A 25,069-nucleotide genomic window follows, 5' to 3' on the forward strand; every position below is an offset into this window, starting at 1 on the left:
TGCCTCGTGACCTCGGTTTCAGCTCCTGGCAAATTTGCGCCGCTGCTGGCGCAGCAGGAAATTGCCGAGATTCGCCAGCACAATGACGGCGGCACTGAAGAGCAGCATGGCATCATAGGGGCCGGTGGTGCGTTCGACATAAGTGACGGCGGCGCGATTGCTGGCATCGGCATAGCGCTGGCCCCAGACGATGGTGCCGGCAGCCACGCGGCGGTTGCTGCGAAAATCGTTCACCGTCCCGTCATAGTTGAGCACCAGAATGTCCATGGTATTGTTGGCGCCGACATCGCCCAGCAACGGCATGTCGGCGGGATGCTTGAGCGCCTTGTGTTCCGCCCACAGCGTGCTGCCATTCCGGCCATCGAGAACCTTGATGATGCCCAATTGCTCCACCAGTACGACATCGGTGTGGCGATCCTTGTTGAAGTCGAACAGCGCCGGCAAATGAAGAATCGAACCACTGCTGACCCGCCACAAACTCGTTTGCTGCCGGCCCTCGCGGCCGGCGCCGGAAAACGCCACCAGCGAGCTGTCCGCACCCACCACCACCACGTCGCTGCGGCCATCACCATCCACATCCCCCAAAGTGAATGGATAATTGAAGTCGGTCACCGGCATGCCGGCGGGTGCCAGCGTGCTCCACCACAATTCCCGTGCTTTGATTTTGCCCTCCGGCGTCCGCTCCGAAATGTCGAGGGAGACCAGGTTGCCCTGAATGCTGGAAACCACCAGATCCGGGCGCTGGTCGCCGTTGAGGTCGGCAACCCCCACCGGATGACGGATTTGATTGTCTTCGTTGTAGCTGCCCTTCAGTTTGTTGAGACTGAGATTGATGTCGACTGTGCCGGCCAGGCGGCGTTCGGCGCCATCGAAGATCAGCACCAGCCCGCGATCGGTGCCGATCAGAATTTCGTCACAGCCGTCCTTGTTCAAATCCGCGGTGGACAGCGGCGCCTGCGTCACCAGCCCCATTTTCACCTCCACCCACTCGGGCTTAAAGATGCGGGCATAGCCGATCTCGAGTTTGCCATCCGTGCTCATCACCGCCACATCCGGACTGTCATTGCGATCGAAACGACCGACCACCGGCGGTCCGATGATTTTGGATTCGAAGAAGGGGCTGGTCCAAATCTCCGCGCCATACAGGCCGTCGATGGCCACCAGATGCGCGTCGGCGGTCAGCGCGACGAGATCATCATTGCCGTCATCGTTCAAGTCGGCGGCGGTGGCGGGGAAACTGTGATCCAGCACGATGCCGCTGGATTGCCAGAGCCGGCGCCGGCTGTGGCCGTCAATGGTCACCAGCGTGCCGTTGCCTTTGGTGACCACCAAATCGATGTATTTGTCGGCATTGACATGCGCCAGCAACGGTTTGGGCGGTATGCCCAGGTCCGATTTGGACAGCTTGAGGGTATTTTTTTCCAGGTCGGTCAGGTCGATTTTGGTGAAAATCTTGCTTTGCATCTGCAGCGGATTGGGCGTGTGCGTGATAATGGCGCGCGCCTGCCACGCCAGCACGCCGATAACCAGTGCGATGGCGGTCAACACACCAGCCCCGACATTCATCGCCAGGGAGCGATAGCGCAGCCACCAGGCGCCGGCACGCCGGGGAAAGGAAAAATCCCAGTTGCCCTCGGCGACAAAGCGGAAAATCGTGCTCTGCTGGTCGCTCACAATTTCGATCTCATCGCCGGGTGTGATCAGCCACTCATCGGTTTCGCTGAGCATGTCCTGATTCAAATACGTGCGGCTTTTGCTGCGCTTGTCGCTCAGGTAGAATTTGTTGTCGCGATAGGTGATGGTGGCATGGCGGCGTGAGATGCTGGGATCCACCTCGCCTTTGCGATTCTCGCGGATCACGATATCGTTCAGCCGGCTGTCGCGACCGATGCGGGTTTCGCCGAAATTGACCTGATAGCGCTTGCCCAAATACGGGCCGTAAATCGCCAGCAGGTAGTAGGGCGACTTCTCGACCTCGCGGCCGGCTTGAAAGCCGTCTTTCTCCTCCTCGGCAGAGACTTGCTCCAGCACCTCGGAGAGTTCCTTCTTCAGACTGTCGGCTTTGAACTCCTCGGTCTCCTCCAGTCGTTTGATGCGATCCTGATCACTGGGCTCGTTAATATCGAAGAAGCGCGGCTCGGCTGCAGGTTCGCCGGGGCTGGTGGCCTCGCCCTGCATCACGTCGATCACCGCGTCTTTGACGTCGCTCCAAAAATCATTCGCCGGGTTGCGACCGGCCCGGTCACCAGCCGGCGCCTCTGCTGCCTCCAGGGGATTGCGAAAGACCAGCGTATGATCGCCGATTTGAATCACATCGCCGTCATGAATTTCCGTGCGGTCGTGGATGCGGCGGTTGTTCACCTGGGTGCCGAAAGCACTTTTCAGATCGCGCACAAAGTACCGGTTGCCCTGGCGCTCAATGTGCAGATGGTTCATCGAAACCTGCCGGTCGGCGATGACCACATCGTTGCCGGCCTGGGAGCCAACCGTGAAAACGGTGTTGGCACCTTTCAATTGAAATTCCGCCAACACCTCCGCCTTTTTTTTCAGAACCAGCTTGGGCATGATCTCTTCTCCCTTCCCATGGAAGGCTGTGACATTAATCCCTTAACGCAATCATGAAACCGACTGCAGTTTGAACACCAGGCGCTTGTTCGTGGCGCTCACTTTCAGCTCCTTCACCGCCAGCCGATAGCCGAACTTTTTGACACGAAAACGGTATTGCCCCGGCGCCAGCTTGTTGACCGCCGTGCCATTCTCCTCGGTCTGGCCGAAAAAGGCGGGCACGGCATTGGGCTGCGTCAGCGGTTGATAACTGATCTGCACGCCGCTCAAGGGGGCCTCGGTTTGTTCATCCTGCACCACCACTTCCACCTCGATCCGCTCACCTTCCATGCGGGCAATTGCGATGTTGCCGGTGGGCGGGATGGTCAGGGTGTAATCCTGATAACCTTCCTTGGACAGAATGGCGGTGTAGGTGTAGGGCAGCAGCGTCAACTCGCATGGCGTGGTGGAGCGGGTGCGCACACGCTGCCCGCCGGAGATCAACTCCACCACGCGCGCCCCGATGTCATTGTCGCCGGGATCGGAGCCGTCTTTGGCAAAGATGCGCACCACGCGCGACAAGACCTCGTGGTAGGTCGAAGGCGTGTTGGCGTCAACCGTAATGCTGAAGGACTTGGGCAGAAAGCCGGGCTTCTGCAGGGTGATGGTGTGGCTGCCGGTGGCCAGCAGCAGTTCGCTGCTGTAGCCGGTCATGCCCATCGGGCTGGTGCCGTCATTGACGTAAATTTCGGCATGATCGGGAACCGAGGTGATGGTGATGGCCTTGGCAAAGATGCCTTCCAGCGCGTAGTGTTCGCGCTGTTCTTCAATGCGTTGAAAACGCCAAAGCCGCCGGTCCGTGATGGTCTCGATGCCCTCCAGCGTGTTGAGCGTGAAGCCGCGCAGCGGCGAGAGACCCTCTTTGCGCATCTCGATTTCCAGCGGATCGCCCACCTCCCACACCACCCGGCAGGGCGTGAGCTGGGTATACTTGACATTGTTCAAGTAGACCTCGGCACCCTCCGGCTTCGAAGAAATCTCCAGAACGGTCTTGAAGCGGAAAACATACGGCAGATTCTGATCGCGCGGGCCCTCCCCGATGATTGAGGCGCGGCCTTGTGGCGCCACTTGAATGGAGCGCGTGATCGGCTCGAAGCGGGGCAGGGTGAGGGTCAGCTTGTGCACCCCCGGTGAAATCTTCTCGATCGCCAGCGGCGTGGTTTTCGGCAGCAGGCGGTCGTCGAGATAGACCTGGGCATTCGGTGGAAAGGAAACCAGCCGGATGGCCGGCGGAAAGAGAAAGTCGTAAATCGAGGCGCCCCATGCCGTCCAGCGCGTGAAGGTGTCCACCAGCGTAAACAACAGGAATGCTGCCAGCACACCCCCGACGCTCAGGAAAATCGTCTTCTTGTGTGAGCGTGCCGACAGGCGAATCACATCGATAATGGTGCGGACTTCCTCTTCCTCTTCCTCCTCGGCGATGACCTTGTAAAAGGCAACATCCTGCGGTTCACTGCCGCCTTTGGCACGTTGCTCAACATCCTCGGGCTCGGGCGTGAGCTCGAGCTCCTCGGGGAAATCCCGCTGGGTTGTGCCGCTGCGCCATTCGAACTCGTCCTGTGCTGTGTTGCTGCTGCGCGGCTGCTGCGCGGTGGAACGATTCCTGGGCGTCGCTTCAAAACCCCGGTCGTCGCCGCCTTCTGCCGTAAACACATCGTTCAGGGTTGTGGCTTCCCCCGCGTGCGGGTCGGCAGCCGGCATCTCTTCAAAGCCCGCAAAGCCGCCCAACCGGCCGGACTCGCTGTCGGCGCCAGAAGCGGCACGCGATTCTTGTGCCGGTGCGACCCGCGCCACCGCGTTCGCCAGTTCCATGGCATAGTCCAATGCGGGCGCATGCTGCGAGAGATAGCTCATCAGCTCCATGTACATTTGGTTGGCCGATTGAAACCGCTGACTCGGCTCGCGCTGAATCGCCTTCTCGACAATTTTGATCAAGGCAGCCGGCACACGATTTTCCGCCAGCAGGGAGAGATCCCACTCGCCGTTGCGCAGATGCCGGATCATGGTCTCGGCATCCTGCTCCTTGAACAGCCGCTGGCCGGTGAGCGCTTCATAGAAGACCACGCCCAGGGAGAACAAATCCGCGCGTTGATCCAGGCTGCCGCTGCCATTCACCTGCTCCGGCGCCAGATAGGTCAGTTTGCCCTGCACCACCACTTCATTCTTGCGGTGGTTGTCAGCCTGATGGCGGCGTGCGCCGGCCAGACCAAAATCGATGATTTTCACTTCGCCCAGACGGTTCAGCATGATATTCCCAGGCGAAATGTCCTGATGCACGAGATGCAGGGGCTGGTGGGTGTCCGGGTCCCGCCGGGTGTGGGCATAGTCCAGGCCGGCGCAAATCTCCGCCACGATGTAGGCGGCGAGATAGGGCGGCAACAGCGCCGGCTCTTTGCGGCTGGCGCGGATGAGTTTGCCCAGATCGATGCCATCGACATATTCCATGATGATGTAGAACTGGCCGCCCTCGCCGCGCCGGATGTCATAGATGCGCACGATATTGCGATGATTGAGGCGCGCAATTGCCAGCGACTCTGCCTGGAAAATGTCGATGTATCTGGCCTCGCCGATCAACTCCGGCGGAATAGCCTTGATCGCGACCGGCTTGTCAAACAGGCGGTCACGGCCGTAATAGATGACGCCGAATCCGCCGCGTTTGATCTCGTAGATTATCTCATATTTGTCGTCCAAAACTTTTGCGACTTCCATGGACTCACCTTTCTAAAGCTCGGTTGACGCGATGCAGGCCGGTGATGCAGATCGTGGGTCAGAGGGATCATCGCCAGATTGAGGGGGAATGAAGCGGCTCTTCAGCCCAAGGAGGAACGACCAAGTTTTCGTCCTAAACGCCCGACCCGACGCCCAGAGCCAGGGAGGGCCGAGGCTGGCCGCGGCTTTGCGTGCGGCTCACAACAAGCGCGAGGCCAAGAGCGATTCATCCTAAATCTAACTGGCGCACACCGTTTTTGCGGAAATACCCCGCCGTAACCTTCAGTCAGACCTTCAACCTACGTCCAGGCATGCTTCTCTTCGATCACGGCCTGCATATCTATACCATCACCTTTGTCACTTTGCGAATTGTCATGTCGTTCTTTCGCGGAGAAAGCAGGGAGCGATCCCGTGGAGACAAGTGGAAGAGAAATGTCACGTTGACCACGCGATTTGGGTGCGTGGTCAGCATGACAAACCGCCGGTATTCTTGCCACAAAAGTTGTGTCCCCCCCGCCGGCAGGGAAGACCAATGACCGGCGGTTGGCCGCGGCAAAACGAAGGTGGCATGACGGCATGGCGTGAAGCCAACCCTTGCAAGCATGCCAAGAAATAGCTTGCTTTTTAGGCTGAATCTTCTATATTGCCGGTCGTCCGTAAAAAATCGCGGGGTGGAGCAGTCTGGTAGCTCGTTGGGCTCATAACCCAAAGGTCGGAGGTTCAAATCCTCCCCCCGCAACCAAGCCAAAGTCATTCAAAAAGGGAATCCACGTGATTCCCTTTTTAATTTTCAGCCGGAGACAGAGATGGCAAGTTCGCAAACCGCCTATTGCTGGAATGACGATGTCTGGCCATGATCCCGGAATGCCCCTGTCCACGATAGAATCCTCACCGCCTGCGAGCACGGTTGGTTTTGCCCTGCCTGATTTTTGTTCCACGACTTGCCACTTGCTTCATTGCCGGGGCTGCCCTGCTGACGTGTGACTCCCGAAACTTCACCTGCCTCGACATGGATCAGCCCAGGATTTTGCTTTTTGTTGCATGCAGAGTACGAACGCAGCGGGAATCGCTTGTGGCAGCACGCCCGCGGAATGCAGCTCCTGCGCTCAAGCCGGGGTATGGTTCCTGCATTTTGCATCCTCATTTTTGCCACCTTTCACCTGAGAATAAATTCTCATGCGTAAAGCTGAAACCGCCTGAAGGCGGCTGCCCACCAATCGGGTAATAAGCCGGCCTTGGCCAACTTGCGCTTTGAGCCTGCGATTGCAATCGCAGGCTCAAAGCGCACCATGACCCATGCAAAATTCAGATGGTTGCTTGCCCGTCCTGGCGCTTTGATGAATCAGAGCCGCCAAACTCCCAAGGTTTTGGCTGTGTCCGTGCCAGCCTGCGATGAGGTCCGGGAAGCGTTTTTTAACACAATCTTTTTCGCAGCTTGATCGGCTGACAAAGGAAACATGTTAACATGCAACGATCAGAATGCCACGCCGGCTCTCTCTCAGAACGGCCCGTTGAGGCGGCTCGATCACCAATCCCGGGAGCCTGAGAAAGCAACAATGAGGCGGGCAAAAGAAAACGGTTGACTCACAAAGCGATTTTTATATATTACGCAAGTGCCATAATTTTTACGAAGACGCCACGACGCATCGGTTGGAGAAGACAACCGGTCGCAGTGAAGGTGGTGACAGAGCAGAGGTTCGGTAGAGTGCCGCTGTACGCGCAACCTGCACTCATGGAGAGGGGAGAGAGAGATCGCAGCCCAAGGGTTGTGATTTCTGCGAAAAACGGTGCTTACCCTTGCACAATTTACTCTTAATAAAAAGAAAGAAGGATGGAATGAAAAAGGGAGGGAGAGGATTGTGAGGGTAAGAAAAATCAATGGCTGGCCATGAGGAAAGGTCAAATGTAGGACAGATGGGTGGTTGACTCACTCTACTTTTGCTTTTTCCTGGTGGTTGTTTGGTGTTCTGGTACGCAGTAGTTCAATGCAGGGCGGCCGGAGGCCGTGACGAGTTTCAAGGTGAAATCTTTGGGTAGGTGGCATGGAGGACGGTCTTTCCACTGGGCTGTGAAAATCTTTCCTCCACTCGCCCTCCTTGATTATCCGCCGTACAGGATGTGCTCATTGACGTATTGTATCAGCCATTGCTCCGTCAGCTAGGGAAACAATTACGGTATGAGCATATCTCCATTCCAATCAATCATTTCTCCACAATCAAATTAAAACTGCACTCTGCGAGGTTTGCAACGGAGATGTGCGTTCGATCGCGGTAGAGAAGCTCGCCGCACTCACTATCCTGAAGTCCTGCAATTTTAACGGGTGGCGGGGTTTTCGCTGAAACTGCGCCGTCCCTTTGTTTTTTTATTGTTCTTTCCCTGTTGCCGAGTCAAAAGCAGAAGCCCCACTCCCTAACCACGTCTGGCCAGACATGTCCGCGGGTGTGGAAACTTCCGATGGGGGTTTTTTGCCCGAAACGGCGTGTTCCCAACGGGGCTTCTTGCATTGCTGTGAATATCAGGTCATGCCCTGTCGGGTCTGCCTGTTCACATTTTTTTCAGCTCAAGACATAAAGACCATATCATGCCAGCAGATTCGCGCAATTCCCATTGACAATTCCCATGCCAGCGATGTTACGACACGACTGAGCAGCGCAGGTGGGAGCAATGATTCGGAGGATTTTATGCGGTAAGCAAATGAAACAATATCGTTAGGGGAGTGCCCGATTAGCACACAATGACCGCCCGCAGTTGGCTGAAATCCCAGCTTCCAGCCCGCTTGCCAATCGGTCACTAAGTACCCCGGGATTTCGCATGGTGTCTAACCGTGTTCCTTGGGCACTCCTGCAACAGGTTGGTATGCAAAAATGCCCGAGCAGTTTGACTTTGCATAGCTGATTTGATTTCCGCAAGGGATGGTGTGGGTCCAGAGAGAGTCGAACAGCGGAGGTTCACTTCTCTCCACAGGAAGGGCAAGGGTCGGCCATGAGCACGCATGCGAATCGTTTTTTTGAGTTGAATCAGCAACCTGTCAGCTTGGTTGAACTGTTGCGCCAGCGGGCTTTGCATCAGGCAGAAGAGCGAATCTATACGTTTTTGGAAGACGGCGATGAGCAAGCTTCTCACCTGACCTACGCTGAGTTGGACCGCCGGGCACGCGCGATAGCCGGGCTGCTGCAAAGTCTGACCAAGCCCGGCGAGCGGGCTCTGCTGCTCTACCCTCCGGGTCTGGACTACATCGCCGGCTTCATGGGCTGCCTTTACGCCGGCATCATCGCCGTGCCGGCTTACCCGCCGGATCCCTCCCGCCTCAATCGTTCCCTGCCGCGGCTGCAGGCGATCGTCGAAGACGCGCAGCCTGCCGTGGTTCTCACCACTTCCTCCATACTGGCGATGTCACATCTGCTCAAATGGCAGAATCGCCTGGAAACGCTGGCCGGCAAAATGCCGGTGTTCCGCCGAGCTGTCGAGTTTTTTGTGCCGGGCCGGCGGAGTGTCGGATCCGCCCCGGGTTTGGCGGCGCTGAATTGGCTCACCACGGATAATCTCGAGGCGGGTTGGGAGAATCGCTGGTGGGAACCAAAGCTGGCGTCCGACACGCTGGCCTTTTTGCAATACACTTCCGGCTCCACCGGCACGCCCAAGGGGGTGATGGTTTCCCATGCCAACCTGCTCCACAACTCTGCGCTCATCTGTCATGGCTTCGGGATGACACCCGAATGTGAAGGTGTGATTTGGTTGCCGATGTATCACGACATGGGCCTGATCGGCGGTGTGCTGCAGCCGCTTTACGTCGGCTGCCATGTCACGCTCATGTCGCCGCTGGCCTTTCTGCAATGGCCGCTGCGCTGGTTGAAGGCTATCTCACGCGTCAAGGATCGTCCCGTAATCAGCGGCGGGCCGAATTTCGCCTATGATTTGTGTGTTCGCAAAGTGAGCGCCGAGCAAAAAGCGCAACTCGATCTCAGCCGGTGGACGGTGGCCTTCAGCGGCGCCGAGCCGGTACGCGCCGAAACCATCGAGCAGTTCACCCAAACCTTTGCGGCCTGCGGTTTTCGCCGCCAGGCTTTCTATCCCTGCTACGGCCTGGCCGAGGCGACGCTGATTGTCTCCGGCGGCCGCCAGGCCGAGCCGCCGATCATTCGCACGATCGACAAACAGGCGCTGGCGCACAATCGTTTCCGTGAAGCCGGCGCGGATACGCCGGAAAAAGTCGAGCTGGTGGGATGCGGTCAGGCGCTGCTCGACGAGAAGATCGTCATCGTCAATCCTGATACGCTGATGCCCTGTGGCCCCGGCGAGATCGGCGAGATTTGGGTCGCCGGCCCGAGCATCGCACGCGGTTATTGGAACAATCCCAAAGCCACGCAGGAGACTTTCCAAGCTTGCCTCGCCGATAGTGGCGAAGGCCCCTTTATGCGTACCGGCGACCTGGGCTGTCTGCATCACGGTGAGCTGTTCGTCGCCGGGCGGTTGAAGGATTTGATCATCATCCGCGGCCGCAATCATTATCCTCAGGACATCGAACTGACGGTCGAGCGCTGCCATCCCGCCTTGCGTCCGGGTTGCGGCGCGGCTTTCTCGATGGAGGCCGAGGGCGAAGAGCGCCTCGTGATTGTGCAGGAAGTCCGGCAGAGCAAAAAGCTGGATCTCGATGCCGTTATCCATGCCATCCGGCGCGCGGTGGCGGAGGCGCATGAGCTGCAGGTTTATGCCATCGCGCTGATCAAACCGCGCTCGATTCCCAAAACCTCCAGCGGCAAGATTCAACGCCGCCCCACCAAGCAGGCTTTTCTCTCCGGCACTTTGGAATTGGTGACGGAATGGCGCAGCACCGGCGAGCCGTTGCCGCCGGTGGAGACTGCGGCCGTCGTTGCCAGCGAGACGACTCCTGCGCCCGTCGTGATCAGTGCCGCTTCGGCAAATGCCGCGGCGATCAAATCCTGGCTGGTGGCGCATCTTGCCGAGCTGCTGCATTTGCCCGCGCCGGCCATCGATCCGCGCCAAAACTTTGCCAGCTTTGGTCTGGATTCGGCGCAGACGGTGAGCCTGACCGGCGACCTCGCCGCCTGGCTGGGCCGGCCGGTTTCACCGACGCTGGCGTGGGAATATCCCACCATCGAGCAGTTGGCCAATCATCTCGCGGGTGAGGCGCCCAAACCCATCGCGGCGCCGCCCGTCACCACCAGCAAAAGCACAAGCGAGGAGCCCATTGCCATTGTCGGCCTGGGTTGCCGTTTTCCCGGCGCCGGGAATCTCGGGGAATTTTGGGAGTTGCTGCGCAACGGCGTGGATGCCATCCGCGAGGTGCCGCCCGACCGCTGGAACAGCGAGGCGTACTACGATCCCACTCCCGGCGTGCCCGGGAAAATGGTCACACGTTGGGGCGGCTTCATTGACCATGTCGATCAATTCGATCATCAGTTTTTCGGCATCTCGCCGCGCGAAGCGGCGCAGATGGATCCGCAGCAGCGCCTTTTGCTGGAAGTCACCTGGGAGGCGCTGGAGGATGCCGGCCTGACCGCGGAAAAAATCGCCGGCAGTCAAACCGGTGTGTTCATCGGTATCAGCACCAATGACTATTCCCGCCTGAGTGCGGGCGATACGCTGCACATCAACGCCTATTCCGGCACCGGCAACGCGCTCAGCATCGCCGCCAACCGCCTGTCCTATTTGCTCGATGCCCACGGGCCGAGTCTGGCAGTGGATACCGCCTGCTCTTCTTCCTTGGTGGCGGTGCATTATGCCTGTGAGAGCCTGCGCCACGGCGAATGCGAGGCGGCGATTGCCGGCGGTGTGAATCTCATTCTTGTGCCGGAGATTGCCATCAATTTTTCACAGGCCGGTGTGATGGCGCCCGACGGCCGCTGCAAAACCTTCGATGCCCGCGCCAATGGTTATGTACGCGGCGAGGGCGCCGGCGTGGTGATTCTCAAACCGTTGTCCAAAGCGCTCGCCGACGGCGATCACATCTATGCCCTGATTCGCGGCAGCGCCGTCAACAGTGATGGCCGCAGCAATGGCCTGATGGCGCCCAATCGTCTCGCGCAGGAGGCGGTGATTCGCGCGGCCTATGCGCGCAGCGGCATTGCACCTGGCCGCGTGCAATATGTCGAAGCCCACGGCACCGGCACCAATCTCGGCGATCCCATCGAAGTGCAGGCGCTGGCTGCTGTGCTTGCCATCGAACGCCCGGCAGGCCGCAAATGCGCCATTGGCTCGGTGAAAACCAACATCGGCCATCTCGAGGCGGCGGCCGGTGTCGCCGGTTTGATCAAGGTCGTGCTGGCTCTCGAGCATCGTTGGTTGCCGCCCAGTTTGCATTTCAAAGAACCGAATCCCCTGATCCCCTTCGCGCAACTGCCGGTGTTCGTGCAGGACAAGCCGGGACCCTGGCCGCAGGAGAACGAGCCCTTGATCGCAGGCGTCAGCTCCTTCGGTTTTGGCGGCACCAATTCTCACCTCGTCGTCGAAGAGTATCCCCAGTCTGCTGCGATCACCCCAGTCGAAACCGAAGGCCGCCGGCCATACTTGTTGCCACTTTCTGCTCACAGCCCGGAGGCGCTCAAGGATCTGGCGCGCGCGTATCAAGCCTTCCTTGCCGGCAAAGGCGCCGCCTTGCCTCTGCGCGATATTTGTTACACCGCGAGTGTGCGACGAACCCACCGCGATTATCGCCTGGCTTTGGTCACTCATTCCAAGGAAGAATTGACCGAACTATTGGAGGCTTTCCTGCGGGAGGAGTCCCGCCCGGCGATTGCCACCGGACGCAAACCCGCGGGCGGCGCAGGCCGGCTGGTGTTTGTCTTCCCCGGTCAAGGGGCGCAATGGTGGGCCATGGGCCGCGAGCTGCTGGAGCAGGAGCCGGTCTTTCGCGCGAAAATCACAGAGTGTGATCAGCTCTTGCGCAAACATGCGGACTGGTCGCTGCTCGCGGAGTTGCAGGCGGAAGAGGCCAGCTCCCGCATCAATGAAATCGACATCATTCAGCCGGCGTTGTTTGCGGTGCAAGTCGCGTTGGCCGCGCTGTGGCGCTCGTGGGGCGTGCATCCTGAGGCGGTGGTCGGCCACAGCATGGGCGAAGTGGCGGCGGCGCATGTCGCCGGCGTTCTCAGTTTGGAAGAGGCCGTGGCCGTGATCTATCACCGCAGCCGGCTGCTCAAGCGCAATGCCGGCAAGGGCGCGATGGCTGCGGTGGAGCTTTCCCTCGAAGAGGCGCGGCAGGTTTTGCAGGGTTACGAAGACCGGCTGGCGGTGGCGGTGCACGCCGGTCCCAAATCCACCGTGTTATCCGGTGATCCGCAGGCGCTGGCAAAAGTGCTCGCCACGCTCGGACGCCGGGGGATTTTCTGCCGGGTGTTGCGCGTCGATGTTGCCGCGCACAATCCGCAGGTGGAGCCGCTGCGGCAGGAGTTGGTCGAAACGCTCCGTGACCTGCAGCCGCGGGAGTCAGCCGTGCCGATTTATTCGACCGTGACCGGCCAGTTGCTGGCCGGAACGCAGTTTGACGCTGACTATTGGGGCAGGAACCTCAGACAGCCGGTGCTGTTCGCCGCGGCGATCGAACAATTGGTGCAAAACGATCACACGCTTTTTGTGGAGATCAATCCACATCCCATTCTTTCCGGCGCGATTCGCAGTGTGCTGAATCTTTTTGGCAAGGAAGGCGTGGCGCTGCCTTCGCTCCGCCGGGAAGAGGAGGAGCGTGGCGTCATGTACGCCTCGCTCGGCAGTTTGTTCGCGGCGGGCCATCCCGTGGCGTGGCCGGCATTTTACTCCGTTCCCGGCAAGCACGTCTCCTTGCCTGCCATTCCGTGGCAGCATGAACGGCATTGGCTGGAAATCGAGTGGGAGCAATCCGATCGTCCTCGTCGCGCCGGCGAGCGGGTCGCGGGCAACGGCCGGCATCCGCTGATCGGCTCGCACCGCAATTCTCCGCTGCTTCCCGGCAAGCATCTTTGGGAGAGAGAATTGCAGGTGGCAGAGGTTCCCTTCCTCGCCGACCACCGTGTGCGAGGTTCCATCGTCGTACCGGCCACTGCGCATCTCGAAATGGCGCTCGAAGCGGCCAGCGAGGCGTTCGGAGACGAATCACTGGTGCTGCAAAATGTTTCTTTCCACGAGGCGCTGATCTTGCCGGAGAACGAAGCGCGAGCCGTTCAGGTGATCGTCTCACCAACCAAACCGGGTCTGGCCGTTTTCCAAATTTTCAGCCAACCGTACCGCGGCGCGCATTCTCTGCAAGAGGGCGGCGAGCAACAGCAATTGCCGTGGACCCTGCACAGCATGGGCACCATCGGCAACGGCCAAAAGAAGGAGGCGGAAAAAATTCCGGCTGAGATTGCCATAAAGGAAATTCTGGCGCGTTGCAGCGAGCGCGTTTCGGGTGAGACGCATTTTCTCCGTCTGCGCCGGCGCGGCTTGCAGCTTGGCCCGACTTTTCAAGGCGTCGAGGAAATCTGGCGGCGGGAGGGCGAAGCGCTGGGCAAAATCTTTCTCGCGCCGGGTTTGGAAAAGGAAGCGGCCTCCTGCCATTTGCATCCCGCGTTGTTTGATGCCTGCTTTCAAATCGTTTCCGCGGCCGTGCCCGTTGCCGGCAACGGCGCCGACGACCACGCCACCTACCTGCCGGTGAGTGTCGGCGAGCTGCGCTTTTATCGCCGCCCCGGGCCGCGCTTGTTCAGCCACGCCGTGCTGCATCCGGTCGACCACCCGGATTCGCTGACGTGCGACATTCGCCTGCTCGATGAAGACGGCCGAGTGCTGGCCGAAATCTTCCAGCTCGGCATTCAGCGGGTCGGCGGCGCGGAAAAGGAGAAACTCGCGGACTGGCTCTACGAGCTGCAATGGCAGCCGGCGGAAGTGACACCGCCCAAGCCTGCGCCGCGCTCCGCGGAAACATGGCTAATCTTGGCAGACACCACGGGGGTGGCGCAAGCACTGGCCGGCCTGTTGGAGAGCCATGGCGCGCGCTGTGTTGTGGTGACGGCGGGTGCGAATTGGCAAGCCGCCGATCGCCACCACTTCACCCTCGATCCCAATCGCCCGGAGGACTTCCGCCGGCTTCTGCAGGAAGCGGTGCATCCGACTTCCTCGCCATGCCGCGGCATCGTGCATCTGTGGAGTCTCGACGTCGCTGCCACCGACATTGCTGCGGTTGCTTCACTGATCACCGGCAGTGTCCGGCACTTGCTGCAAGCGTTGGCCGATGCCGGCTGGCCCTCATCACCGCGGTTGTGGCTGGTCACGCGCGGTGCGCAATGCGTGGGAACGGAAAACACGCCGGTTGCGGTCATGCCAGCGCCGCTGTGGGGTCTGGGCCGGGCCCTCGCCCGCGAGCATCCCGAACTGCAGAGTGCGCTCATCGATCTCGATCCTTCGGCATCGGCACATGACGGACAGAATGTTTTCGACGAACTGTGGCCGCCAACCCGGGAGGAGCAGGTTGCCTTTCGGCAAAACCGGCGATATGTGGCAAGGTTGATTCGCAGTACCAACGAAGCGCTGCAAAAGGAGGCGTTGGCTGCGGAGCGCGCCGGCCAACTGAATCTGCCTGCGACCCCGTCCTTCGAACTGGTGAGGTCGACCGCCGGCACTCTCGATGGCCTCCAATTGCAGCCACGACCGCGTCGCCAGCCCGAGCGCGGAGAAGTTGAAATTCAAGTGCATGCGGCCGGCCTCAACTTCGCCAATGTGATGAATGCACTGGGCGTGAATATTCAGGGCACCATCCCCTTCGGCGCCGAATGTGCCGGAAAAATCGTGGCGGTGGGCGAGGGCGTGCACGACTTGGGGGTCGGCGACGAGGTGCTGGCCGTGGCGCCCGCATGCTTCAGCAAATACGTGACAACGCCAGCGACTCTCGTTTTGCCGAAGCCGGCGAAATTTAGTTACGAGGAAGCGGCAACCATCCCCATCGCCTTCCTGACGGCATACTATGCGCTGCACCACCTCGCCAGACTCCGCAAGGGTGAGCGGGTATTGATTCACGCGGCAGCAGGTGGCGTGGGCTTGGCGGCGGTACAAATCGCGCAAATGATCGGGGCCGAGATTTTTGCCACAGCAGGCAGCCCCGAAAAGCGGGCCTTTCTGGAGTCGTTGGGCCTCGAGCATATCATGAGCTCACGCTCCCTGGATTTTGCCGACGAGATTTTGCATCTGACCAACGGTCAGGGAGTCGATGTGGTCCTCAATTCCCTTCCGGGAGAAGCCATTGCCCGCAGCTTGTTGACCCTGGCCCCCTATGGCCGCTTCCTGGAAATCGGCAAGGTCGATATCTATCAAAACCGGCAGCTCGACCTGTACCCGTTTCGCAAGAATCTGTCCTATTTTGCCATTGACATCGACCGGCTGTGCCGGGAGCGTTCTGGGCTGATGCGCCGCTTGCTGGACGAGGTGATGGAACTGATGAAACAGGGCCGCCTCAGGCCTCTCCCCCTGCGGGTTTTTCCCATTGTGGAAGCGGTCGATGCGTTTCGCTTCATGGCGCAACGGAAGAACATCGGCAAGATCGTACTGTCGATGCCGGAGCATGCCGGGCAGGAAACCACGGTGGCACGTGAGCGGGCTTCCGCCTTGTTTGACGGCACTTATCTGATTACAGGTGGTCTGGGTGCTCTTGGTTTGCTCGCAGCGCAATGGCTTGTAAACAAGGGCGCAAGGCACCTTGTTCTCGTGGGGCGAAAGGGCGCTTCCGAGGAGGCGCAGCGACATCTCGATCTGTTGCGGCAAGCCGGCGCCGAAGTGGTGCTGAGCCAGGCCGATGTTGCCGAGGAAGATCAAATCGCCGGGGTCATTGACGAAATCACCCGCAAGATGCCGCCCTTGAAAGGCATTGTCCACGCCGCCGGCGTTCTCGACGACGGCGTTCTGCTGCAATTGAATGCGGAACGATTCAACCGCGTAATGCGGCCGAAAGTGCTGGGCGCCTGGCATCTCCATTGTTTGACCCGGCATATCCCCCTGGACTTTTTCATCATGTTCTCCTCGCTGGCCTCGGTATTCGGTTCTCCCGGCCAGAGCAATTACGCGGCGGCCAACGCGTTCATGGATGCCCTGGCTCATCACCGCCGCGGCCTGGGACTGCCCGCCCTGTCGATCAACTGGGGCCCGTGGTCGCAAGTCGGCCTGGCGGCACGGCCCGATCGCGGTGGCCGTCTGGAAGTGAAAGGTGTGAACTCGATTACGCCGGAGATCGGCATGCAGTTGTTCGACCTTTTGCTGCGTCCCAAAACCACCAGCGGGGATGCAAGTCCCGCGCAGGTGATGGTCGCTGCGATTGATTGGAAACAACTGCTGGCGCTTTATGCCGCCGATAACGTACCGCCGATGTTCGCCGGATTTCTTGCGGAGCGCATCGAGGTTGGCGATGATCGACGCGGCAGGAAAGGACGGCTCACCCGTGAGCAACTGCTGGCCGCCGAACCGGCGCAGCGTCGCGAAATGCTCGCAGCCTACTTGCAGGGTCAGATTGCCCGCGTGCGCGGCGTGCCGGTCACGAAAATCTCCCGGCAGCAGCCGCTCAATGCCATGGGGCTGGACTCGCTGATGGCCATCGAGCTGAAAAACACCCTCGACGCCGACCTCAAAATGCCGCTGCCGATCGCCACCCTGCTGCAAGGTCCCAGCATCAGTGAGCTGGCCGCGCAACTGCTGGCGCAACTCGCCGCGCCGGCCCCGGCAGCCGCACCGGCGCCGGTGATGCAAGCCGCTGTCACGCCGGTGACCGAGTCGCGCCTGTCGCCCAGCCAGCGCGCTCTGTGGTTCCAGCATCAACTCGCGCCCGAAAGCGTGCCCAATCTCGTCTTTTTCGGCCGGCTGGAACATGAAGTCGATGACGCGAAACTCGCCGCCGCCTTCCAGAAGCTGGTGGATCGCCATGCCGCCCTGCGCACCACCTTCTTCCTGCGCGAGGGCGAGCCCTGGCAGCGCATTCATCCGCAAGCAGAGGCCTGTTTCCACACCGAACAGGCGGCTGCGTGGAGTGAGGAACAACTCCGGCAGCGCCTCGACGAGGAAATGCATCATCGCTTCCACCTCGAGCGCGGCCCGCTGTTGCGCGCCCACTTGTTCCGCCGCGGCCCCGGCCGCGACCTGCTGTTGCTGGTCAGCCATCACATCATCAATGATCTCTGGTCGCAGACCATCATCATGAAAGAGCTGGGCGAGTTGTATGCCGACCCCAATGCCGTCCTGCCGCCGCTGCCGCTGCAATACACCGACTTCGTGCGCTGGCAGGAGCAAATGCTCGCCGGTGCCGAGGGCGAACGCCTGTGGCAGTATTGGCGCCACAAGCTGGCGGGCGAGCTGCCGGTGCTCGATCTGCCCACCGACCGGCCGCGACCGCCGGTGCTCACATATCGCGGCGGCACCCGGTTCTTCACGCTGGATGAAGCGCTCACCGCGCAGCTCAAAGCGCTCGGTGATCGGCATGGTGCGACGCTCTACATGACGCTGCTCGCCGCCTTCAACGTGCTGCTGTATCGCTACTCCGGGCAGGAAGATTTGATCGTGGCCTCGCCCACCACCGGCCGCAGCACGCCGGAGCTGGCCGGCATTGTCGGTTACTTCGTCAACCCGGTGGTGCTGCGTTCCAATCTCGCGGGCCGGCCGGCTTTCACGCACTTGCTCGCGCAGGTGCGCGACAACGTGCTGGAAATGTTCGATCATCAGGATTTCCCCTTTGCGCATTTGGTGGAGAAGCTGCAGCCGGCGCGGGATCCCGGCCGCTCCCCCGTGTTTCAGGTGATGTTCGTCTATCAAAAGGCACATCTGCTCGAAGCGCAAAGCAAGGCGGCTTTTGCCGGCGGCAGCGGCGGGTTGATCACACTCGGCGGCCTCACCTTCGAGCCGCTCACCGCCGACCTCAAAGTCACGCCCTTCGATTTGACCTTGATGATGGCCGAAGCCACCAATGGTTTGAGCGCCTCGCTTTACTACAATCGCGATCTCTTCGAAGCGGAAACCATCGACCGTTTCATCCAGCATTTTGAAACCCTGCTGCGCAGCCTTGTGGCCGAACCGGCGCAGTCGATTGCACGCCTGGCGCTGCTGCCCCCGGAAGAAGAACGCAAACTGCTGGTGGAGTGGAACGACACGCGGCGCGACGGCGAAGCGAGGGAGGGCGGGGACTGGTTCGCCCACCGCCTGTTCGAAAAGCAGGCTGCGGCGGCGCCCGACGCAACGGCCGTGGTTTTGGGAGAACAGCGTTTGACCTACGGCGAGCTCAACCGCCGCGCCAATCAGCTTGCGCATCTGCTCGAGCAGCACGGTGTGCGGCCGGAGTCGCGCGTGGCGATTTGCCTTGAGCGCTCGCCCGAGATGGTGACGGCAGTGCTGGCGGTCTTGAAGGCCGGCGGCGCCTATGTGCCGATGGATGCCGGCCATCCCGAAGAACGTCTCAACTTCATGCTGGCGGATTCCGGCGCGACGGTGCTGTTGACCGACAGCCGGCTGGCGCAAAAATTTGCCGGCGTGTCGGCGCAGCGCAACGGCCGCTGCTGTGAAATGCTCTGCCTCGATGATCTGGCGGCGGAGTTGATGACGCTGCCGGCAACCAATCCGGTGACGGCCCTGTCGCCGGAGAACCTCGCGTATCTCATCTACACCTCCGGCTCCACCGGCCGGCCCAAGGGCGTCATGCTGACGCAGCGCAGTGTGGCGAACATGATCCGTGCCACCAGCCGGCGCTATTACCTCGACGCGGGCTGCCGCGTGTTGCAGTTTGCCTCCTTCAGTTTCGATGCCTGCGTGCAGGAGATGCTGGCGACGCTGGCGGTGGGCGCGGCGCTGCATCTCACCGCGGCGGAAACGCTGCTGTCGCCCCTGACGATTCTGCAGCAATTGCGCGACGAGCAGATCACCAATCTCACCCTGCCGCCCTCGCTGCTGGCGATTTTGCCGGCGGAGGATCTGCCGGCGCTGCGCACGGTGATTTCCGCCGGCGAGGCCTGCAACCGCGAAGTGGCGGCGCGCTGGTCGGCGGGCCGGCACTTCATCAATGCCTACGGCCCCACGGAGGCCACGGTGTGCACCGCCTGCCATGAAGTCGAAACCGTGCCGGAGAGCGGCAACGTTCCCATCGGCCGCCCGATCGACAACTTCGAAATCTACCTGCTCGACCGGCAGTTGAACCCGGTGCCGGTGGGCGTGCCGGGTGAGCTGCACATCGGCGGGATGGGCCTGGCGCGCGGCTATCACCGGCGGCCGGATTTGACCGCGGAGAAATTTCTCCCGCATCCGTTCAGCAGCGAACCGGGCCGCCGGCTCTACAAAACCGGCGATCTTGCGCGGTATTTGCCGGACGGCCGTCTCGAATTCCTCGGCCGCGTGGATTATCAGGTCAAGATTCGCGGCTTCCGCATCGAACTGGAGGAAATCGAAACTGTGCTGCGCAATCATCCGGCGGTCGAGCAGGCTGTCATCAAAGCACGGCCGGAGCGGCAGCAACTCGTGGCCTATTATACCGCGCGGCAAAACGGCACTGCGGAGACGGCGGCGCCCTTGACGCCGGCAGAATTGAAAAGCTATTTGCAGGAGTATTTCCCCGACTACATGGTGCCTGCGGCGTTCATCCGTCTCGATGCCATGCCGCTGACACCCAGTGGCAAGATCGACCGCCGCGCCTTGCCCGAGATCGAGCGCACGGCAGGCACCGGGGGACCGGCGCTGCCGCGCAACGAGGCCGAGCGCACCCTGGCCGAGCTCTGGCAAAACGTGCTGCACGTGCCGGCGGTGGGCGTCAACGACAACTTTTTCGAAATGGGCGGGCATTCGCTCAACCTGATTCAGCTTCAGCTCAAAATCAAGGAAGTCTTCGGCCGGGAGGTTTCGGTGGTCGATCTCTTCCGCTTTCCGACGATCACCGCGCTCGCCGGTCATCTCAGCCAGGCGCGCGAGGAACAGCCGACCCTGCAAAAAACCGGGGAACGCGCCGCGCGGCAACGTGAGGCTTTGGAGCGGCAACGGCAGCAGGCGCAACGCCGGCCGGTGCCCGCCGGGAGAAAAGTGTGATGAGTGAGGCAAAAAATCCGCAGGCGAGCGGCATGGAAATCGCCATCATCGGCATGGCGGGTCGCTTTCCGGGCGCAAACAATCTCGAAGAGTTTTGGCGCAATCTGCGCGATGGCGTCGAGTCGATCTCCTTCTTCACCGACGAAGAATTGCAGGCTGCCGGTGTTCCGGCCGCGCTCTATCGCCAGCCCAACTATGTGCGCGCCCGCGGCATTCTCAGCGGGGTGGATCTGTTCGACGCCGGTTTCTTCGGCTTCCTCCCCCGCGAGGCCGAGTTGCTCGATCCGCAGCACCGTCTGTTTCTGGAATGCGCATGGGAGACCATCGAGCAGGCCGGCTACAATCCCGAAAACTATCCGGGCTTGATCGGCGTGTTTGGCGGCGTGGGCATGAATGCCTACCTGCTTTCCTATGTGATGACGCGCGGCGGCGCCCTCGATCCCGCGGAGGGCTATCAGCTCGCCATCGGCAACGACAAGGATTTTCTCGCCACGCGCGTTTCCTACAAACTCAATCTCAAAGGGCCGAGCCTGGCGGTGCAAACCGCCTGCTCCACTTCGCTGGTGGCGGTGGTGCTGGCGTGCCAGAGCCTGCTGAGCTATCAATGTGACATGGCGCTGGCGGGCGGTGTCACCATCAGCCTGCCGCAGGAGAGTGGCTATCTCTATCAGGAGGGCATGATTCTCTCGCCCGACGGCCATTGCCGCGCCTTCGACGCCAAAGCGCAGGGCACGGTGCCGGGCAACGGCGTCGGCACGGTTTTGCTCAAACGCCTGGAAGAGGCACTCGCCGATGGCGATACGATTCATGCCGTGATCAAGGGCACGGCGCTCAACAATGACGGCTCCCTCAAAGTCGGCTACACCGCGCCGAGCGTCGACGGCCAGGCCGAGGTGATCGCCACCGCGCTGGCCGTGGCGAATGTCGATCCCGCCAGCATCGGCTATATTGAAACGCATGGCACCGGCACGCCGCTGGGCGATCCCATCGAAATCGCGGCACTGACGCGCGTGTTCCGTGAAAAAACCGCGGCGAAACATTTCTGCGCGTTGGGCGCGGTCAAGAGCAATGTCGGCCATCTCGATGCCGCCGCCGGTATTGCCGGGCTGATCAAGACGGTGCTGGCGCTCGCGCATCGTGAGATTCCGCCCAGCCGGCATTTCGAGCGGCCCAATCCGCAGATCGATTTCACCAACAGTCCCTTCTTCGTCAACGCGGAATTGCGCGAATGGCCGAGCAATGGCTCGCCGCGCCGCGCCGGCGTCAGCTCGTTCGGCATCGGCGGCACCAACGCCCACGTCATTCTCGAGGAAGCGCCGGCGGTCCGCCGCGCGGCGGCCTCCCGGCCGTGGCAACTCGTGCTGCTCTCGGCACGCTCGCCGCAGGCGCTGGAAACGATGACGGACCAGCTCGCCCGGCATCTGCGCGCGCATCCCGGGCTGCCGCTGCCCGACGTCGCTTACACGCTGCAAACCGGCCGCAAGCGCTTCACGCACCGCCGCATGCTGGTGGCCGGCTCGCGCGACGACGCCCTGACGATTTTGGAGCAACGCGACCCCAAACGTTTGCTGGGCGCCGCGTTTGCGAAAGAGCAAAGCCCGCCGCCGATCGTGTTCATGTTCAGCGGCCAGGGCGCGCAGTACGTCAACATGGGGTTGGAGCTCTACCAGCAGGAGGCCGGCTTTCGTGACTGTCTCGATTTCTGCGCCGACTTTCTCCGGCCGCTTTTGGATGTCGATCTGCGGCGTCTGCTTTATCCGCCGGCGGAGAAGACCGAACAGGCCGCCGCACAACTGCAGCAGACGTTTCTCACCCAGTCGGCGCTGTTTGTGATCGAATATGCGCTGGCCAAATTGTGGCAGGAATGGGGCGTGACGCCGCAGGCCATGATCGGCCACAGCATCGGCGAATACGTCGCGGCCTGCCTCGCCGGCGTGTTCACGCTGGAAGAGGCGCTGACGCTGGTGGCCAGTCGCGGCCGCTTGATGCAAAGTCTGCCCGGCGGCGCGATGTTGAGCGTGCCACTGGAGGAAAACAAGCTGCGGCCGTTGCTCGACGGCGGGCTGGCGCTGGCCGCCGTCAATGCGCCGGCCAATTGTGTCGTTTCCGGCACGGTGGCAGCGATCGCCGACTTGCAGGCGAAACTCGCCGAAAAGGGGATCGAATGCCGCCGGCTGCACACCTCGCACGCCTTCCATTCGGAAATGATGGAGGCGATTCTGCCGGCATTCACTGCCGAGGTGAAAAAAGTCAAACGGCAACCGCCCAAGCTGCCCTTCCTCTCCAACCTCACCGGCACGTGGATCACCGCCGGCGAGGCAACGGATCCGGCTTACTGGGCGCAGCATCTCCGCCACACCGTCCGCTTTGGCGACGGCGTGCAGGAACTTTTGCAAGACAGCAGCCGCGTCTTTCTCGAAGTCGGACCGGGACAAACCTTGAGTGCGCTGGTGAAGCGGCAACCCAACACCGTGGGTCGCGTCATTCTGTCGTCCCTGCGCCATCCGCAGGAGCAGCAGTCGGACATGGCATTTTTGCTGACCACGCTCGGCCGGCTGTGGCTCGCCGGTGTGCCGATCGACTGGACCGGTTTTTACAAACACGAGCAACGCCGGCGGGTGCCGCTGCCCACTTACCCCTTCGAGCGCCAGCGTTACTGGCTGGAGACGGGCAGCGCGCGGTCGGCACCGGCGATTGCGAAAGACTTGCAAAAAAAGACGAACCTTGCCGGGTGGTTCTATCTGCCCTCGTGGCGCCGCCGCGACCAGGCCGGCGCCACCGCCATGGCAGCGCCGCAGCATTGGTTGCTCTTTGCCGATGACAGCGGTCTGGCCGCGGCTTTGACGGAGGAGTTGCAGCAACGCCGGCAAACCGTCACGCTGGTGAAAATCGGACGGCAGTTCGCCCGCCGCGACGACGGCAGTTTCACGATTACGCCCCTGCTCCGCGCAGATTATGAACGCCTGCTCGATGAGTTGGTGGCGCGGCATCAGACGCCGCAAGTCATCCTGCACTTGTGGAGTATCGACGGCCGCGATCAGGCGGGTGATTACCGCGCCGCCAAAGAACGCGGCTTCGACAGCCTGCTGTTGCTGACGCAGGCGCTGGCCAAACACCTGCCTGCTGCCGCGCTGCAAATCGGCGCGGTCACCGCGCAGGCGCAGGAGGTAACCGGCGAAGAGAACTTGCAACCGGCGCAGGCCACGCTGACCGGCCTGTGCCGGGTCATCCCGCAGGAGTTTCCCAATTTTGTCTGCCGCAGCATCGATGTGATCCCCGTCAACGGCGCATGGCCGGCAGCGATTTGCCACAGCTTGTTGCAGGAATTTGCCGGCGACAACCCCGCCACGGTGATTGCCTACCGCGGCGGACATCGCTGGGTGCAGAGCTTCGAGCCGCTGCCCCTGGAAAATGCCACGCCGCCGCGACTGCGCGAGCACGGCGTTTATCTCATCACCGGCGGCCTGGGGCGCATCGGCCTGACCTTCGCGGAATATCTCGCCGAAGCCGTGCGCGCGAAACTGGTGCTCGTCGAGCGCAGCGCCTTCCCGGAAAAAGCGCAGTGGCCGGCATGGCTGCGTGAGCCGTCGCGCAACGGCGACACGGCCAAAATGCAAAGGCTGCTGGCGCTGGAGGGCAAAGGCGCCGAAGTGTTGGTGGTGCAGGCCGACGTCGCCAATGAGGCGGAGATGCGGCAGGCGCTGACTCAGGCCGAGGCGCGCTTCGGCGCGCTGCACGGGGTGATTCACGCCGCCGGCAAGGTGGGCGCGGCAACCTTCCGCACCCTCGCCGAACTTACGCCGGCGGAGGTGGAAGAGCAATGGCGCGCCAAAGTCGAGGGCACGCGCGTGCTCCAGCGCTTGCTGAGCGGCCGGGAATTGGATTTCGTCGTGCTGCAATCCTCGCTCGCCAGCCAGCTTGGCGGCCTGGGGTTCGCGGCCTATGCTGCCGCCAATCTCTATCTCGATGCGTTTGCGCAGCAGCAACAGCGCGCCGGCCAGCGGCAGTGGATCAGCGTCAACTGGGACGGCTGGGATTTCGGCGAGACGGCGCCCACCGGTCTCGGCAGTCAGGCGGTGGAGCTGGGCATCACGCCCGCCGAGGGCGTCGCGGTGTTCCAGCGCATTTTGGCCACGCCGGGGCTGGCGCAGATCGTAGTGTCCACTGCCGATCTCGACGCCCGGCTCGAACGCTGGATCAGCGCCACACGCCGGGAGCAAAAGCCGGCGGCCGAGGGCGCGGCCGCAACACGGCATGCGCGACCGAATCTGCCCACCGCCTACGTGGCCCCGGCCAATGAGCTGGAGCAGCAAATCGTCGAGCTGTGGGAAAAGTTGCTGGGCATCGCGGGGATTGGCCGGCACGACAATTTCTTCGAACTGGGCGGCAATTCGCTGCTGGGGACGCAGCTTGCCTCGCAGCTCCGCAGCACCTTTCAGGTGGAGTTGCCGTTGCGCCGCTTGTTTGAAGACCCCACGCCGGCGGCGGTGGCGGCCGTCATTGCCGAGGCGAGAAAGACCGGGGAGGAGGAGGTCAACAAGATCGCCGAGATGCTGGCGCTGGTGGAAAAACTCTCGCCGGAGGAAGTCGCGGCGATGCTGGGCCGGGAGAAAGCTACACCGTAGCGCAGGCCTCCTGCCTGCCGTCTGGAAGCCGAAAGCAAATCGTAGCGCAGGCATCCTGCCTGCCTGCCGTCTGGAAGCTGAAAGCAAATCGTAGCGCAGGCCTCCTGCCTGCAAGCCTGCAT

Annotated in this window: 4 protein-coding genes and 1 tRNA gene; 3 read left to right on the forward strand and 2 right to left on the reverse strand. The window is 61.5% G+C overall.

Going from position 1 to position 25,069, the window contains the following annotated elements:
- Window positions 1-18: 18 nt before the first annotated feature.
- Together ONB52_17840 and ONB52_17845 are read right to left on the reverse strand one after the other, a co-directional pair.
- The gene (locus ONB52_17840) at window positions 19-2,565 is read right to left on the reverse strand and encodes an FHA domain-containing protein (GenBank protein ID MDZ7417997.1); all 2,547 of its coding nucleotides are present in this window, start codon (window positions 2,563-2,565) and stop codon (window positions 19-21) included.
- A gap of 51 nt (window positions 2,566-2,616) precedes the next feature.
- Window positions 2,617-5,313: a PEGA domain-containing protein gene (locus tag ONB52_17845; GenBank protein MDZ7417998.1), complete on the reverse strand. Its 2,697-nt coding sequence runs from the start codon at window positions 5,311-5,313 to the stop codon at window positions 2,617-2,619.
- A 665-nt stretch (window positions 5,314-5,978) separates the two neighbouring features.
- Between ONB52_17845 and ONB52_17850 the strand changes: the two genes are divergently transcribed.
- The 3 genes from ONB52_17850 (at window position 5,979) to ONB52_17860 (ending at window position 24,947) form a co-directional block, all read left to right on the forward strand.
- A tRNA-Met gene (locus tag ONB52_17850) sits at window positions 5,979-6,055 on the forward strand.
- 2,240 nt (window positions 6,056-8,295) lie between these two features.
- Window positions 8,296-20,322 (forward strand): amino acid adenylation domain-containing protein, encoded by a 12,027-nt coding sequence (locus ONB52_17855; protein ID MDZ7417999.1) that lies wholly within the window; start codon window positions 8,296-8,298, stop codon window positions 20,320-20,322.
- Complete coding sequence (locus ONB52_17860) at window positions 20,322-24,947, forward strand: SDR family NAD(P)-dependent oxidoreductase (protein MDZ7418000.1); 4,626 nt, start codon at window positions 20,322-20,324, stop codon at window positions 24,945-24,947. The genes ONB52_17855 and ONB52_17860 overlap by 1 nt, the downstream gene beginning before the upstream one ends.
- Window positions 24,948-25,069 lie beyond the last annotated feature (122 nt).

The organism is candidate division KSB1 bacterium, assembly GCA_034506255.1.
In the GTDB taxonomy this organism is placed as follows: domain Bacteria; phylum Zhuqueibacterota; class Zhuqueibacteria; order Zhuqueibacterales; family Zhuqueibacteraceae; genus Coneutiohabitans; species Coneutiohabitans thermophilus.

Bases quoted from the DNA above. Each gene is read 5' to 3' on its own strand.
- ONB52_17860 (MDZ7418000.1), top strand. From the start codon at position 20,322: ATGAGTGAGGCAAAAAATCCGCAGGCGAGCGGCATGGAAATCGCCATC.
- ONB52_17840 (MDZ7417997.1), bottom strand. From the start codon at position 2,565: ATGCCCAAGCTGGTTCTGAAAAAAAAGGCGGAGGTGTTGGCGGAATTT.
- ONB52_17855 (MDZ7417999.1), top strand. From the start codon at position 8,296: ATGAGCACGCATGCGAATCGTTTTTTTGAGTTGAATCAGCAACCTGTC.
- ONB52_17845 (MDZ7417998.1), bottom strand. From the start codon at position 5,313: ATGGAAGTCGCAAAAGTTTTGGACGACAAATATGAGATAATCTACGAG.